Below are 15,896 nucleotides of genomic sequence, written 5' to 3' on the forward strand. Positions count from 1 at the left end.
GTTTTACAAAGATGCGATATTTTAAAAATTATTTATTCTACATAACAGTTATTCTTTCCGCATTTAATTAGTCTCCACCAAATAAAAAATATCCTCAGAGATATCACGCTATGAACCGAAGGGCGGATTACCTGCATTCTCTATGGTCCAGATTTCACCAGCAAGCGTTATAATATAAGCTGTATTTTTCACGAACTCCATTGAGGTTGGCCTATCCAGTTCTTCCACAATTACCCTAAAAGTACCATCATCTTCCACTTTTAGGAGTGAACCAGTGTTTGGTAATGCAGGTGAGCCTTCCATAACTTCATCCCAAATACCCTGAGAAAGAGCATATAGACTTTGTCCCCGTCCAAATTCTACGTCAACAAGTAAACGTGCCCCACTGCCAATGGTATTCACCTCTGAATCGTTTGGGCCAAATGCCACTACCTTACCATCCTCTGGATTGTGTGGTATGGGTCCTGCCTGAGCCATATAAATTATATTTCCCGAAACATCTAGACCAGTAGGAACTATATTGCCGAATTCTTTAAGAATAGAAATATCTCCTTCTTTGGTTACCGATAGCACACGATTGTGATGGGCATCTGCTATAATGAAGCCGTCACGAAAAACTTCAATTGAGTAGTATACTCCCATCTCGACAAAGAACTCTGTATCCGATGGGTTTGCGAGCGTAAATTCACCTAAATTGGCTATTACTGTATAGTCATTAGGTCCATCTATACGATAAACGCCTACCTCATCATCGGTTCCGAATTGTGGGCCCACGAGTGTCACAATAGCATATGCTGTTTCACCAATAAAAGCTACATCTGTAACTCCTCCAATTCCAATTATGGAAGGCGGCAGTCCTGTTGCATAGGTAGAAACTTCACCGGTTTTAAGATCAATACGGGCAATTTCACCTGTTGCACCTTCAGCCACAAACAAATCTCCACCCGGGCCAATAGTACTTCCGGATGAGCCTTGCAACCCAGATACAAATAGTTCTGCAGAACCTGGCTCCATTGAAATTTTGGCATCTACACCGTAAATTTCTTCCGTCTCATTCTCAGAAGTACTGCAAGCCATCAGAATAAAAAATACTGACATACAAATAGTCTTTACCAATCTCCCTGAGATTTTTTCTAATGCTTGTTTTGAATTTTTCATAATATATAGATTTAAATGTTTATCTGGTTTATGGAAATTCTCAAATAAAATGAGATCTCCTCTATCAATTATTAAGTTTAATCATTAAGAGGAACAAAATATTTTTAAGGCTTTGCTATTGAAGTCTCAAAAAATTTTCATTCCTAAATTCAGGAGACTTACATAACTTTATTCCTGTGCAGCCAGAAATCCCAGAACCACATTGTTGAATTCCTCTGGATTTTCCAATTGTAATCCATGCGACGTATCTGAAAGGGAGGAAACTTTAATATTTGGCAAAAGACTATGTATGGTATCCACTATTTTTTTGAAAAATTTAGGAGAGTCTTCACCATAAACCATCAAAATCGGCATTTCCATTTGAGCAACCTCCTCCCCATTTATTGCCGTAATAGAATCTGTACGCAACAGACCTTCAATTTCTGTAGTATTCTGAAGCCAAATATCCCTTATATCCTGGGGCATAAGATTGTAATAAGTGGAATCCCCCATAACTCCGTTTACAAAAAACCGGACTCCATCTTCGGGTTTGTTTTCAGCAAAACTTTTGGCTGCGGGCGCCAAGGATTGTTCATTAAACCTAGCCACTAAGGAATCCCCCTCAGGATCACCCATAATTAATACAGTTGCAGGCGGCTCACCCAATACAAGCGATTTTACTAAGTCAGGATTATCGATAGCAGTTTTTAAAGCCGTATAGCCACCCCAGGAATGGCCAACCAAATGGGATGGCCCTAAATCCAGGGTAGTAATGAGCTGAGCGAGATCATCGGCATGCTTCCCGGCGGAATAATCAAGAGAATCTGCCAACCGCTGGGAATTAGGCCATGCGTAGCGGCGACTGTATGCAATTACCCGGTAGCTACTTGCAAAGGTGTCAATTTGCGTTTCCCATGCCCGGTAATCACCTATACTGCCATGTATAAAAACAACAGGATCACCTTTCCCAACATCCAAATAATGCAGGGTATCTCCTTCAATCGTAATTGATTTAAGTTCATGACTATTGGTTTCATTCTGAACTTCTTTTTTTGAATGTTCAGAATCCCGACACCCCATGAAGCATATCAATAGAATAATAAAGTAAGGTGCTATTCTTTTCATCTTAATTGGTTTTATTCCTTTTCAAACTTTAAATTATTAGAGATGTGTTTTCCCCTCCCTGCAGCTCAATTTATGGGACTATAAAAATTTTTCAATTTTTCTCTTGATTCACAACTTTTTCAATATCAGTCATTAAAGCCATCATTTCTTCTTCCGGACTAAAATCAATTATCCTGGCATCTTCAATAACTTTAGCTGTATGACCAGGAGGCATATAAAAAACTTCTCCAGCCGAAATCATTTCAGTAGGACGATCTTTATATTCAGCCTGCAGCTTTCCCTTTTCTAAATAACCCCAATGAGGCACCTGGCACAAATCATCTTTCTGACCTTTTAAAAGCGGTGCAAAATCGGTTCCAGCGGGAGGTTCGTTGATGGCAACCACCATTCCTCCCCACCCTTTAACAACATTAACCATATTTCCTTTAGGAAAATCAGATTTTGAAATATGAGTTATTTTGGGCGTTTCTGGCTGGGCTTTCGTCTCAGCAAGGGGAGCCATATGCTCATGGGTGATTTTCCAGCCATCGGTTGTTTTAATAAAAAGTAAAGTCCCCTGCATCTTAAAATCGTAAGATTCTTCCGCTCTTTTAAATTTGAAATTAGCATGGAAAGTGACATTAGCCACATCGCCACCATAGACATTAATTTTTAAATCCTCCCAATCCCATTTTTCAACCTCGGTAATAGTTCCAAGAAAATTTCGCTCAAAATCTTCATTTTCCTTAGACCCCTGTCTTTTTCCGCCAAACTCGAATTCAGTAAATTTCGGGCCGTATGCATGCATCGAGATTAATTTGTCGGTTTCGTTATTCCTAATGCTTTGCTCGATCTCATCCAGAGCTTCCTTCACTTCTTTCTTCGCTTCCGGATATTCTTCATTTATTTCGTCACCTAACTGAGCATAGGTTGATACAAACGTCAGTAAGGAAAATACGATGGTAAAAGCTATATTTTTCATAATGATAAGTTTAAAATTTATTTAAGCAATATTACTTAAGAATTGATAAGAGAATTTGTATACCCGGCATAAAGGATGTTAGCCAGGTTTTATGTTTTGATTTATATGAAAGAAATTATCCGGGTCATATTTCGCTTTAATCTTCGTTAACCTTTCATAATTTCCTTTGTAAGAGTCCTTTATTCTTGATTGTCCCTCTTCCATCATAAAATTGACATAGGCGCCTCCCATTGCATGAGGCTTTAAATCATCGAAATAATCCTTACACCATTTAGTAACTTCGTTAGCTTTGGCCGGTTCGGGATCTACCCCAACTATCACCTGAGCCCACCGGGCATCCCTGTGAGCCCATGCCGTTTCTTCATTGCCCACATCGTGAACTGCTCCATCAATTGGATACAAATGGGTCGTGGAGTGCATAGTGGAAATATTAGAACCGCGCTTAACATTAACCTTAATAGACTCTGGAGTTAATTCCTTTATATAATGTGCTCTCCAATACCACTGCATACCGGGTGGATATAAAGCATCAAACATGGTGTTTAAAGCCGGCATTGGAATTTCAGACACAAAATCCAGAATTGGAGGTCCAAAATTACGTATAGGTTCAAAAACTTCTTCAGCTTTTTCAATTGGCCCGGTATAATTCCATAGTACTCCGCAAACATTCTTATTCCATAATTCTTTTGGAAAGGGTTCTGCAGGCGGCACTATAAGAAAGGCAAAGAAGCCATATAAATCATGAGATGCATTTTTAGTGAACTGATCGTAAAATTCCATGGCCTCCCTTGCTTTTTCCAATGGCCAAAACATGGGACCGGCATATACATTTTTAATTTCAAGAAGCTTGAACTTAAATGAAACCACCACACCAAAATTGCCACCACCACCACGGAGTCCCCAGAAAAGGTCAGGATTGGTTTCCGAGTTTGCGGTAACCAATTCACCATTAGCCAGAACTAACTTACATTCCAGTAAATTATCTATGGTTAAACCTCCTTTACGACTTAAATAACCGAGGCCACCTCCAAGGGTAATTCCGCTAATGCCTGTTGTTCCAATAATTCCACTTGGAAGAGCAAGACCAAATTCATGGGTCCCAGCATCAACATCTTTTAAAGTATTACCTGGTCCTATCACCGCCGTGTTGGTTTGAGGATCAACTTCAATGTTTTTCATTTCTGAAAGGTCAATTACCAGACCTTTTTCTACCAGAGCCAGGCCTGCCCCATTATGACCGCCACTACGGATCGAAACTTCCAGGTTGTTCTTTCTGGCAAAATTTACCGTATCAATAACATCCTCTTCATCTTTGCATTTTACAATAAAAGAAGGTTTTTTGTCTATCATCGCATTATAGATAGACCTGGCTTCATCGTAACTCTCATCCTCTGGCAAAATAACCGTGCCTTTTATAGAGGGTTTCAAATGGGTGATTTCTTCGTTCATGACTCAAAATATTGGTTAATAAAACAAAATACATCTGCTAATTTAGCGAGTGCATGTAATTCCCATACAGTATAAATGATTCAAAATCAGTGAATTTTGATTCATTTATACTAAATTGAAATATCAATAAAAGTTTAAATTATTTTGGAAGGGGAAATGCCGAATTTTTGAGTAAAGCATTTTGAAAAGTAAGAAGGATCATCATAACCAACTTCATAAGCCACCTGGGAAACGTTGAGTTTGTTATCCTTGATAAGATTAAGGGCTGTTCTTAATTTTAGATCGCGAATGATTTTTTTGGGCGAACGACCCGTAATGGATTTTATTTTTCTGTACAACTGGGGCCTGCTCAGACCAATTTCCTGGCTTAAAGTTTTTACGGATAATTTATCAGATGCCAGATTGGATTCCGCATAATCGCAAAAATCCCCGATAAAAGCCCTGTGCTTTTCTTCTAAGACCTTAACCTTATTCTGATCTAAATTTTGAGTTTGAAAAGAGCTTGTTTTCTTTAAGCAATGAGAAAGCAGAATTTGGTTTTCCCTGGCAATTAAGCTTAATCGTTTGGCATAGTCTATTGAATCTTTAAAAAAACTATCAGCCATAGTTACAGGTTGGCCTTCAGTGAGACCTATCTTGAAACTAATTTTCCATTTTTCCTCCTGAAGTTTTTTAGTAAAAACCTCTTGAATATTAAGAGCACATTTCATGGATTGATCAGCATCCATAAATACAGCGATGATACTATCGTCTGATAAATTTTCTACCAACTCTCCCTGAAACTCTTGTATTATTTTGATTGCTTCGCTCCGGGGTTTTTTCGGAAAAACAAATTTTTTAATATCGGCATGGGTAGATAATGAAGTATTCACCACGATATCCAAAACCATGATAAATCTAAAACCTGTATCAATTTCGCCATTCGGGGCATACACAATTCCGTTTTGCACTGGAGGATTTTTCCCCATAAACAAATTAATCAAGCCCGGCTCAACCTCAATAATATTACACGCCACATTCCCATGAGCCTCTTCATGAACCTTAATACAGGCTTCTGGATTTGGACCTTCTATCAGGCAGAAGATAGACCCTGTATCCTTATTTACCCAAAATTGATGATATTTCACGCCGTACCTGGCCTGAGTCTCCTTATCCGTGATATGGGCAGCCTTAACCTCCTCTACGGTAACTCCAGGGAAAATATGGTAATCCATATAAATTGGCATGATTGAAAATTTAAACAATAAATATACAAAATATTGATTTACAAAGCTATAGGGGATTGCAAGGTGTTTAATAATGAGTCTTGATCTGATAGATTTACCGACTGAGAATTTTGACAAATCCTAGGTATATATCTTAACAAAGGACAATTAGAAGATTTAATGATTCCAGGTCAAAAGCAGAATTAATTTATTTCAACACTAGTAATTTATATAGATCTTCAAGTATCTACCAGAATATGGTGAAGATTGAATTAGGACCTGTTCTCAAATCTCAAGATCGCATTTTTAGGCTTGAGCGTAATTAAAGGCTTTATCTGAATTTCTGAAGTTTTGGGTGCAATTTTATAGCGCGAGATCACTTCAGCGATCGCCATAATCATTTCGAACATCGCAAAATTATTTCCAATACATTTTCGTGGCCCGGCCCCAAAGGGAAAATAATAAGAAGAATGAGTTTTTGCATTCAAAAATCTTTCCGGATCAAATGTTTCAGGATTATCCCAGTGCTTTTTATGCCGGTGAATCTCAAAACAGGAAAACAGAATACTGGAATTTTCAGGTAATTTAAATCCGTTGAAATTGTCTTCTTCAATATTCACACGATCTATAAAATAGGCCGGTGGGTATAATCGCATAGATTCTTCAATAACATTTTGAGTAAAACTGCAGGATCTTACAAATTCCATTAGATCCTGTGTTTTATTTTTAGTCTCTTCAACTTCTGAAAATATTTTCTCCTGCGCCTCGGGATTCCTGGCTAAAAGCTCGCAGGTAAAAGTAAGGGCATTGGAAGTAGTTTCGTGCCCCGCGGTGAAGAGAATTAGAATTTCATCTATCAACTGATCTTTTTCCATAGGCTCACCATTTTCATAACGAGCGTCTAATAACATATCCAGCAGATCATCATACCTTACTCCAGATTTTTTGCGTTCTTCAACAATATCCTCCAAAATTTGACGTGCCTCCCGGGTAAGATTGATGTGCTTTTTAATTTTTCCGCTTAAATGAAACCACCAGCGCTTAAAAGGTTGCCGAAGCTCCTTTACCAGCATTTTTTGAGCTGCTTCGGTAATATATTGCAAACGGTTTATTTGTTCCTGATTGGCCGCACTACTAAACAAGGATTTTACTACGGTTTGAAAAGCAAGATCGTTGAAAACCGGAAAAACATCAAATTCGTCATTGGGCTGAATTTTATCAATTTCTATTTTTATAGCTTCCTGGACAGATTGCAATAAACCGGAAAGATGAGATTTGTGAAAAGCCGGCTGTATAAGTTTACGCTGTTTCGCCCAATGTTCACCACTGGCAGTTAAAAGTCCCTTGCCAACATATTTAGCCAGGTCTTTGGTTTGAATTGTTGACTTCTGATAATTCTTTTGATTCTTCTGAAGCACATATTCGGCAAAAGCTGCATCGCGGGAAAAAATTATCTTCTGCCCAAGCCCGATATGGATCTGAAAAACATCGCCATATTTTTCAAAATTCTCTCTATGAAATGGCAGCGGATTTTTAAGGATCCTCCCGGCATTTTTCACAAAGCGAAACATAGAAACCGTAGGAATATTTTTTTCTGCCATAATTTCCAAAATTAGAAAAACTCTCAGCTCCAGTCTTGAAACTTAAAAGAAATTAGAAAAGTCCGCCCTGGGTGTTTCCTTTTACTCTTCCGAGATGTTTGTAAGCAGCTTCGGTAACTTCACGCCCGCGAGGGGTTCTATAAATAAAACCCTGCTGAATTAAAAAAGGTTCGTACACCTCTTCTATGGTTTCGGCACTTTCACTAACAGCGGTAGAAAGCGTAGTTAAACCCACCGGGCCACCTTTAAATTTATCGATTATGGTTTCCAGGATTTTATTGTCCATTTCGTCCAAACCGTGAGCATCTACATTCAAGGCTTTAAGTCCGTATCTCGCGATCTCCATATCGATTTTTCCGTTGCCTTTAATTTGGGCAAAATCCCTAACTCTGCGCAGTAAGGCATTTGCAATTCTAGGGGTTCCACGGCTTCTACCTGCAATTTCTATCGCAGCATCAAGACTAATAGGAACACGAAGAATCTCTGAACTACGCTGCACGATGTCTGAAAGCAATTCCGTGGAGTAATATTGTAAGCGGCTGGAAATACCAAAACGTGCCCGCATAGGCGCTGTAAGTAATCCTGATCGCGTGGTAGCGCCAATAAGGGTAAACGGATTTAAATTAATTTGAACTGTCCTGGCGTTGGGCCCGGATTCAATCATAATATCTATGCGATAATCTTCCATAGCCGAATAGAGATATTCTTCAACCACCGGGCTTAACCTGTGAATTTCATCTATAAACAGAATATCACGTTCCTCTAGATTAGTAAGTAAACCGGCAAGATCACCGGGTTTATCTAATACAGGGCCTGAAGTTACTTTTATGCCTACCTCCAACTCGTTGGCCAGAATATGGGCAAGGGTAGTTTTACCCAGACCGGGAGGGCCGTGAAATAAAGTATGATCTAAAGCTTCCCCACGCTGGTTCGCAGCTTCTACGAAAACCTTAAGATTCTCCAAAACCTGGTCCTGGCCGGCAAAATCATCAAAACTTAAAGGGCGCAATGCCCTTTCGATATCGAATTCTTCAGGAGAGAAATTTTCTCCGGTGGGGTCCAGGTTTTCATTCATAAAACAAATATACAAATTGGATAATAAGAGGAGTAGAAAACTCTGATTAGACTTTATATAATAGAATTAGTATTTTTGTAATCCGAAAAAATCAATAATGAAACAATTTTTGAGTCTCTTTCTTGTGTGCCTGCTTCCTGCATGTCTTATTTCTCAAAACAAAGAATTTCACGTAAACTATATTAACACCCCTATCTCAATTGATGGAATTCTTGACGAACCTGCCTGGGACCAGGCTGAACCTGCCACAAATTTCTGGCAATATTTCCCATCTGATAAAGTTCAGGCCAAAAACCAGTCGGAAATAAGAATGTTGTATAATGAAAATATGCTTTATGTTGGAATTAAAGTATATGTTCAGGGAGATAACTTTATCATTCCTTCTTTAAGAAGGGATTTTCGAGCCGGGGGCAGTGATAATATTACCCTTATGTTCGATACCTTTAATGATGGCGCCAATGCATTCCTTTTTGGTGTAAATCCTGCCGGGGTAAGAAGAGAAGCATTAGTATCTGGAGGAGGCACCAGTTTGAGGGGTTTTACTACCAGCTGGGATGTAAAATGGACAGCTCAGACAAAGACTTATAAAGAATACTACATTAGTGAATGGGCTATCCCAATGAGTTCTTTCAGATTTAAGGAAGGTGCTAAAAAATGGCGGTTCAACTCCTATCAGTTCGACACTCAGGGTAATGAACGGAATACCTGGATACAAATACCACGGAACCAATTTATTTTCAATCTTTCTTACATGGGAGATATGATTTTTGAGAAACCTCTCACAAAATCAAAAACACCTATTTCTATAATCCCGTATGTGACTGGCATCCTTGGGAAGGATTTTGAAAATAACGAAGATATAAAAGATATCAAGGCGGGCGGGGATGCCAAATTAAGTATAGGAAATAGTTTAAATCTTGATCTTACTTTTAATCCTGATTTCTCCCAGGTGCAGGCTGATAACCTGGTAACTAACCTTACACGATTTGAAGTGAATTTACCGGAAAGGAGACAGTTTTTTATTGAAAACAGTGACCTTTTTGGAAACTTCGGAAATCCCGGAGAAGCGAATCCTTTCTTTTCGAGACGAATTGGTATTGCTAGTGATTCCTCAGGATTCAACCGTCAAATCGATATTCTTGCGGGAGCAAGGCTTAGCGGGAAACTCACGAATGATTTCAGGATAGGATTACTCAATGTTCAAACCAGAAAAAAAGATGAATTTAATATTGGTGCTAATAACCATACCGTAATTGCTCTGCAGCACCGCGTATTTGAGCGTTCTAATATCAGTGCCATTTTTGTTAACAGGCAAAACACTTCTAATGATGATTTTATAAAATCTGAAAATGAATACAACCGGGTTATAGGCCTCGATTACAACCTGGGAACTCTGGATAATACCTGGGCCGGTAATGCATATTTTCATAAATCTTTTACCCCGGAATTGAATGATAAAGACATTTCTACAGGGCTAAGACTGGATTATAATTCCTTCAGATGGAGGTTACGTGGTAGCGGATTTTATGTAGGAGATAATTTTAAATCAGATCTGGGTTTTATTCCCAGGAAAGGAATTTTTAGAATTGATCCCCAAATTGAGCATTTAATTTATCCCACTAACGAGAAAGTTGTTCAGCATAATATAAGCTTTACACCAGTTGTGATCTGGAAACCAACTTTAGACTATAAGTTAACCGATTATAATTTTATTAGTTCATATAATATTGAATTTACAAATACAAGCCGGATATCTGCCAGGGTATTTAACAGGTATACATTTCTTTTTTCAGAATTTGATCCTTCCCGTACCGGAAATACACCCTTACCAGCTTTAACCGACTATCATTATACGAGTGGGGAGATAAATTACACCAGTGATAGCCGAAAAATGTTTTTCTATGAATTAGGAAGTAATTATGGAGAATTCTTTAACGGGAAAAAATTCACCCAGGAGGCAAAAATAAATCTAAGGCTTCAGCCTAATTATCTCTTGGCCCTTGAGGCAAGATATGACAAAGTTAACATGCCTGAACCATTTGCTAATAATGATATCTGGTTACTAGGAAGCAATTTTGATATTACCTTCAGCAAATCGTTATTTTGGGCAACCTTAATCCAGTACAGCAATATTGGAAACAATTTTGGAATTAATTCCAGGCTACAGTGGCGTTTTGCTCCGTTATCAGATATTTTCCTGGTTTACAATGATAATTATATCTCAAATAATTCTTTTGAGCCGAGGTTTAGGAGTATCAATATTAAGTTGAATTATTGGTTGTATTTATAAAAAATATTTGTTTTATCTACTCAAAAACCCTGTTACAACCAAACATATCCCTGAAAAATTTGTTAGTTGTGAAGACCCCCCTGTTCTGGTTATTCATGTTTTTTATAATTTTTGTCCGATAAAAATCAAAACAATTGCCTGAATCCTTGCGATCACCTGACTTATATAATATTTCGTCCCGATGGGACTTCTCTTTTCGATGGCAAAATTTTCTATCAGTATGTCGTCCTGATGGGGCTAAAAAAAGATCCGTTAGGAGCGAAATGCTGGTAGAAAAATAGGAGTTTTCGTTTTTTAAAGCCCATAGAGCTTGTCCCGATATTTCGGGAGGCAGAATATCATAGACATCTATTTTTTATCGGACAATAGCAAATTTTTACAATTTCAATTCATAAAAAACTACTACATTCCTCTGGTTTCCCTGTTAGAATGCCATTTAAACTCAGATATACCATTTATCCTTAATTAAGAAAACCGCCTCTCAAATTTAACTGGAAAGATTAATACGTCCAGATTAGAAAATCTGAAGCAATATGATGCTTTCATTACAAATTATTATCCTTATACCACTAAAGGAAAAAATCCTAAACATCCCTTTAAATGGAAAATACCTTTAAATCATTGCACAAAGTAAATGCAGGCAAATCTCTAAAATCGAAAAAACCTCTCCGTTTACGAAGAGGTTTTTATATATTATTTCAATTAAGTTCAGTGATTCAATTCTTCTTCATGATCCTGAAGTGGAACATTCTGCGGAATATAATCCTGACCAGGAATCACATAATCTGTACCTTCCAGGTTCATCTTACTATAATCGTAAGACCAACGGTATACGGAAGGAATAGCACCAGGCCAGTTTCCGTGGATGTGTTCTACCGGAGTAGTCCATTCCAAAGTAGTTGAATTCCATGGGTTTTGAGTAGCTTTTTTTCCGAAGAAAATTGAGCTAAAGAAATTCCAAAGAAATACAACCTGTACCGCAGCGGTAATAAGTGCAAAGATTGTTATGATCACATTTACATCAGCCAAATCGTCAAAATATGGGAATGCGGTGTTTGTATAATAACGTCTAGGCAAACCGGCCAAACCAATAAAGTGCATTGGGAAAAATACTCCATAGGCACCAACCGCAGTTATCCAGAAATGTACATAACCCAGGTTTTTGTTCATCATCCTTCCAAACATTTTTGGGAACCAATGATAAACTCCAGCCAGTAAACCATAGATCGCAGAGATACCCATAACCAGGTGGAAGTGGGCAATTACGAAATAAGTATCGTGAACGTTAATATCTAATGTTGAGTCTCCAAGGATAATTCCAGTTAAACCACCGGTAATAAAGGTAGACACAAACCCTATTGAGAAGAGCATCGCGGGATTCATTTGCAGGTTACCTTTCCAGAGTGTTGTAATCCAGTTAAAGGCTTTTACCGCAGAAGGAATCGCGATTAGTAATGTTGTAAATGTAAATACAGACCCAAGGAAGGGATTCATCCCAGAAACGAACATATGGTGACCCCATACAATTGTTGAAAGGAATGCAATTGCAAGAATTGAAGCAACCATGGCACGGTAACCAAAAATTGGTTTACGTGAATTTGTTGCCAAAACTTCAGATACAATACCCATTGCAGGTAGAATTACAATATAAACTTCAGGGTGTCCCAGAAACCAGAATAAGTGTTCAAACAATACCGGAGATCCTCCCTGGTGGCTTAGTACTTCTCCTTGAATATATATATCACTTAGGAAAAAAGAAGTTCCAAAACTTCTATCCATAATAAGTAAAAGCGCTGCAGATAATAAAACCGGGAAAGAAACCACACCAATAACAGCAGTAATAAAAAATGCCCAAATGGTAAGCGGAAGCCTCATCATAGACATTCCCGTGGTTCTAAGGTTAATTACCGTAACAATATAGTTAAGTGAACCAATAAGTGAGGATGCAATAAAAATTGCCATAGACACCAACCAAAGCGTCATTCCCATACCTGAACCTCCAATAGCCTGAGGCAATGCACTAAGCGGCGGATATATTGTCCACCCCGCAGAAGCCGGTCCAGATTCAATAAACAGTGAGCTTAACATTATAATGCTTGAAAGGAAGAACAACCAGTATGAAATCATGTTCATAAAACCGGAGGCCATATCCCGTGCCCCAATTTGAAGGGGAATTAATAGGTTACTAAAAGTACCACTTAAACCGGCGGTTAATACAAAGAATACCATAATGGTACCGTGAATAGTCACCAAAGCAAGGTATATTGACGGGGTCATAACTCCATTTGGAGCCCATTTATCTCCTAAAAGCCATTCAAAGATCATAAAAGATTCTTCTGGCCAGGCTAACTGCATACGGAAAAGCACGGACATCATAATCCCTACAATACCCATTAAAATACCCGTGATAAGAAATTGCTTGGCAATCATCTTATGGTCTGTACTAAATATGTATTTAGTAATAAAAGTTTGTTTATGATGATGTCCGTGATCGTCGTGGTGATCGTGAGCCGGTGATGTTGCTATTGCTGACATATCTTAATTATCTTCTTTTTAGTTCTGTTATTCTACTGATTCCATAGTTGTTGCAAACGTATCCTGTTCACTCAACCAATCGTTATAATCTTCTTCGCTTTCTACAATAATCTTCATCTGCATATTGTAGTGTGCGTCACCACAAATCTTGTTACAAAGCAGGAAGTAATCAAATTCGTAGGAATCTAATGGTGATTCTCCTTCAGCCATTAAAATCTGACTATTATCTTTTCTTATTTCATTAATGGTCTTTACTTTATCTACCATATATTCTGAATTCCTCATTTCTTCAGTAGTAATATCTGGAGTAAAGGCAAATTGTGTCACCATTCCGGGAACTACGTTCATTTGCGCTCTAAAGTGAGGGAAATACGCAGAATGCAGTACATCCTGGGATCTAAATTTAAACAATACTTCCTTTCCAACCGGAAGGTGAAGTTCTGTGGTTATCTTATCATCATCTGCATAAGGATCATTTTCGTTGATACCCACGGTGTTCACACCTTCTATAAACCGAACATTTGCTTCACCAAGGGTGTTATCTTCCCCGGCATACCTCGCCTGCCAGCTAAACTGCTTGGCGTAAATTTCAATAACGATAGGATCGTTGTCTTCACTAATATTCATAATATCACTCCAGGTAAATAATCCGTAGATAATTAAACCTGCAAGAGTAATTACCGGGATAATGGTCCAGATAAATTCCAATTTATCATTATCGGCAAAGAAAAGAGCTCTTTGGCCTTTTTTTCCCTGGTATTTGTAGGCGAACCAGTGAAGCAAAGCTTGCGTAATCACCTGCACTACCATAATAAGCCCAATAGAAATGAACATTAAAGTATCTACCTCGTTTCCATGTTCTGAAGCTGCTTCCGGAAGGTACAATTTACTCCATTGCCAAAAGCTATAGGCCATCCCAACGTAGATGAATATCATAAACCAAAGCATTAGCTTGGCTTGCTGCCTGTTATCATTATCGTTAGCTATTTCAGAACTATCGGCACTAGGGCCTTTAGACAGCTCAAAAATCTTAGACATTTGCCAACCGGTAACGGCCAAAAGGGCTAATACTATTATTACTAAAAATACGGTCATTTTATAAGTTCTTCTTTAAACAATCAAATCTTTTATTAATAATGGAAATGTTCACTTTCCTTTATAAATGGGTTGCGTTTAGCAAGGAGTGGTGCTTTTGTAAGCGCATTAAAGACCACAAAAGTAAACAATCCTCCAAAGAAAAGTACTGCACTTATCTCAGGAATTCCAATAAACCATGATTCTCCTACAGTTGCCGGCATAACCATTGTAAATACATCAAGATAATGCCCTATCAGTATTACAATCCCAGTCATAACCACAAACCAATTCACCCTTTTGTAGTCGCTATTCATTAATACTAATAACGGGAATACAAAATTTAACACTACCATTCCAAAGAACGGCAAACCATAGTTCTCTATACGGCTAATAAAGTAAACAACTTCTTCAGGAATATTTGAATACCAAATAAGCATGAATTGAGAGAACCAAAGGTAAGTCCAGAAAATACTAATTCCGAACATAAACTTAGCTAAATCATGAATATGACTGTTATTAACAAAGGTTAAATAACCTCTTGATTTCAAGTAAATACTTACTAATGCAATAACGGTAATTCCAGAAACAAACATACTTGAGAAAACATACCATCCAAACAAAGTACTAAACCAGTGTGGGTCTAAACTCATTATCCAGTCCCAGCTCATTATTGATTCTGAAATAAGAAAGAATACTAAAAATCCAGCTGCAAGTTTGAAGTTCTTTTTAAAGTAATAGTTATCTGTAGCTTCATCAAGTCTTCTTGAATTTCTAACAAGGAAATGTCTAAACAAGAACCAACCGGCTAAAAATATTGCCGCTCTTATTAAGAAGAAAGGCACATTTAAGTAAGCGGTCTTATTCTGAATAATTTCATCGTGAGCTACAACTTCGGGATCCATCCACACGAATAGGTGATTTAAATGAAAACCTGAAAGGGCTAATAGCACGAACATAATAATTCCACCGGGAACCAGGTAAGCTGTGATAGCCTCCATAACCCTAAACAATACCGGAGACCAACCTGCCTGTGAGGCATATTGCAAAGCATAGAATGCCAAAACCCCTAAAGAGATCATAAAGAAAAAGAATGCAGCCACATAAATTGCTGCCCAGGGCTTGTTTTGTAATTGGTGTAATGTATGTTCTAGATGTTCGGTATCGTGTGCTCCAGCTTCAGTAGAGTGACCTTCTTCTGCATGTCTTCCGGGTTCATCGTCCAACAACATCCCGTGTTCTGCTTCAGCAAAGTTAGCTTCGCCTGCCTCTGAATGAGAAGCTTCACCATGGTGCTCCTCAGCAGCCATCATTTCCCTAACATCATCCAAATTTGATGGCGCCTGTATAAACCCAATTACGAGCCCTATGGCACCAACAATCATAAAAATAATTGCTGTTAATTTTAATTTACTGGATAGCGTGTACATATTTATAGATCTAA

At 38.1% G+C, this 15,896-nt stretch carries 11 protein-coding genes; 1 reads left to right on the forward strand and 10 read right to left on the reverse strand.

Going from position 1 to position 15,896, the window contains the following annotated elements:
- Positions 1-108: 108 nt before the first annotated feature.
- From LB467_RS07645 to ruvB, 7 genes are all read right to left on the reverse strand, one after another.
- Positions 109-1,098, reverse strand: a complete 990-nt coding sequence (locus LB467_RS07645; protein WP_224473445.1) for a ScyD/ScyE family protein — start codon at positions 1,096-1,098, stop codon at positions 109-111.
- Between the two features lie 228 nt (positions 1,099-1,326).
- Positions 1,327-2,262 carry an alpha/beta fold hydrolase gene (locus LB467_RS07650; RefSeq protein WP_224473446.1) on the reverse strand — a complete coding sequence of 312 codons (936 nt, stop codon included), beginning with the start codon at positions 2,260-2,262 and terminating at the stop codon, positions 1,327-1,329.
- Positions 2,263-2,353: 91 nt separating this feature from the next.
- On the reverse strand, positions 2,354-3,223 hold the full coding sequence (locus LB467_RS07655) for a nuclear transport factor 2 family protein (protein WP_224473447.1): 870 nt from the start codon (positions 3,221-3,223) through the stop codon (positions 2,354-2,356).
- A 78-nt stretch (positions 3,224-3,301) separates the two neighbouring features.
- Entirely contained in the window at positions 3,302-4,672 is a 1,371-nt protein-coding gene (locus LB467_RS07660) for an FAD-binding oxidoreductase (protein ID WP_224473448.1), read from the reverse strand.
- A 134-nt stretch (positions 4,673-4,806) separates the two neighbouring features.
- On the reverse strand, positions 4,807-5,898 hold the full coding sequence (locus LB467_RS07665; RefSeq protein ID WP_224473449.1) for a nickel-binding protein: 1,092 nt from the start codon (positions 5,896-5,898) through the stop codon (positions 4,807-4,809).
- 251 nt (positions 5,899-6,149) lie between these two features.
- The gene (locus LB467_RS07670; RefSeq protein WP_224473450.1) at positions 6,150-7,478 is read right to left on the reverse strand and encodes a cytochrome P450; all 1,329 of its coding nucleotides are present in this window, start codon (positions 7,476-7,478) and stop codon (positions 6,150-6,152) included.
- A gap of 52 nt (positions 7,479-7,530) precedes the next feature.
- The gene (gene ruvB, locus LB467_RS07675) at positions 7,531-8,553 is read right to left on the reverse strand and encodes a Holliday junction branch migration DNA helicase RuvB (protein WP_224473451.1); all 1,023 of its coding nucleotides are present in this window, start codon (positions 8,551-8,553) and stop codon (positions 7,531-7,533) included.
- Positions 8,554-8,650: 97 nt separating this feature from the next.
- Between ruvB and LB467_RS07680 the strand changes: the two genes are divergently transcribed.
- Positions 8,651-10,843: a DUF5916 domain-containing protein gene (locus LB467_RS07680; protein WP_224473452.1), complete on the forward strand. Its 2,193-nt coding sequence runs from the start codon at positions 8,651-8,653 to the stop codon at positions 10,841-10,843.
- A 708-nt stretch (positions 10,844-11,551) separates the two neighbouring features.
- Here LB467_RS07680 and LB467_RS07685 read toward each other — a convergent pair.
- The 3 genes from LB467_RS07685 to LB467_RS07695 are packed head-to-tail and all read right to left on the reverse strand — an operon-like array spanning position 11,552 to position 15,882.
- Positions 11,552-13,378: a cytochrome c oxidase subunit I gene (locus LB467_RS07685; RefSeq protein WP_224473453.1), complete on the reverse strand. Its 1,827-nt coding sequence runs from the start codon at positions 13,376-13,378 to the stop codon at positions 11,552-11,554.
- A 27-nt stretch (positions 13,379-13,405) separates the two neighbouring features.
- Positions 13,406-14,473, reverse strand: coding sequence for a cytochrome c oxidase subunit II (locus tag LB467_RS07690; RefSeq protein WP_224473454.1), 1,068 nt, complete (start codon positions 14,471-14,473; stop codon positions 13,406-13,408).
- A 35-nt stretch (positions 14,474-14,508) separates the two neighbouring features.
- A complete protein-coding gene (locus LB467_RS07695) occupies positions 14,509-15,882 on the reverse strand; it encodes a quinol:cytochrome C oxidoreductase (protein ID WP_224473504.1) in 1,374 nt (457 codons plus the stop codon).
- Positions 15,883-15,896 lie beyond the last annotated feature (14 nt).

The organism is Salegentibacter tibetensis (assembly GCF_020164485.1).
Lineage (GTDB): Bacteria > Bacteroidota > Bacteroidia > Flavobacteriales > Flavobacteriaceae > Salegentibacter > Salegentibacter tibetensis.